The organism is Comamonas testosteroni (genome assembly GCF_000761245.1).
GTDB classification, from domain to species: Bacteria; Pseudomonadota; Gammaproteobacteria; order Burkholderiales; family Burkholderiaceae_C; genus Comamonas; species Comamonas testosteroni_C.
On sequence record NZ_AWOR01000025.1, the window covers coordinates 1 to 305 of the forward strand.

Here is a 305-nt window from a genome sequence, read left to right on the forward strand (position 1 = left end):
TGATTGCGGAGGTTATCGGAGCATGCGTTACCGGCAGCCTAGCCCTGCTGTCTGATGCATCACATATGCTCACAGATACTGCTGCTCTGGCAATTTCACTGATTGCTCTCCAAATAGCCAAGCGGCCAGCGGACCAGAAACGGACTTTTGGATATGCTCGCATAGAGATCCTAGCCTCAACGTTCAATGCCTTATTACTCTTTATGGTCGCTGCCTACATTTTGTACGAGGCGTATCAGCGCTTGCTAATACCGTCGGAGATTGCTACCGGTGCGATGATGTGGATCGCAATTGGGGGTCTTTTT

1 protein-coding gene is annotated in these 305 nt (G+C 50.2%); it reads left to right on the top strand.

The window, feature by feature from the left end:
* Positions 1-305, top strand: a 305-nt coding sequence (locus tag P353_RS05870; protein WP_034366663.1) for a cation diffusion facilitator family transporter, incomplete at both ends; no start/stop codon positions are given.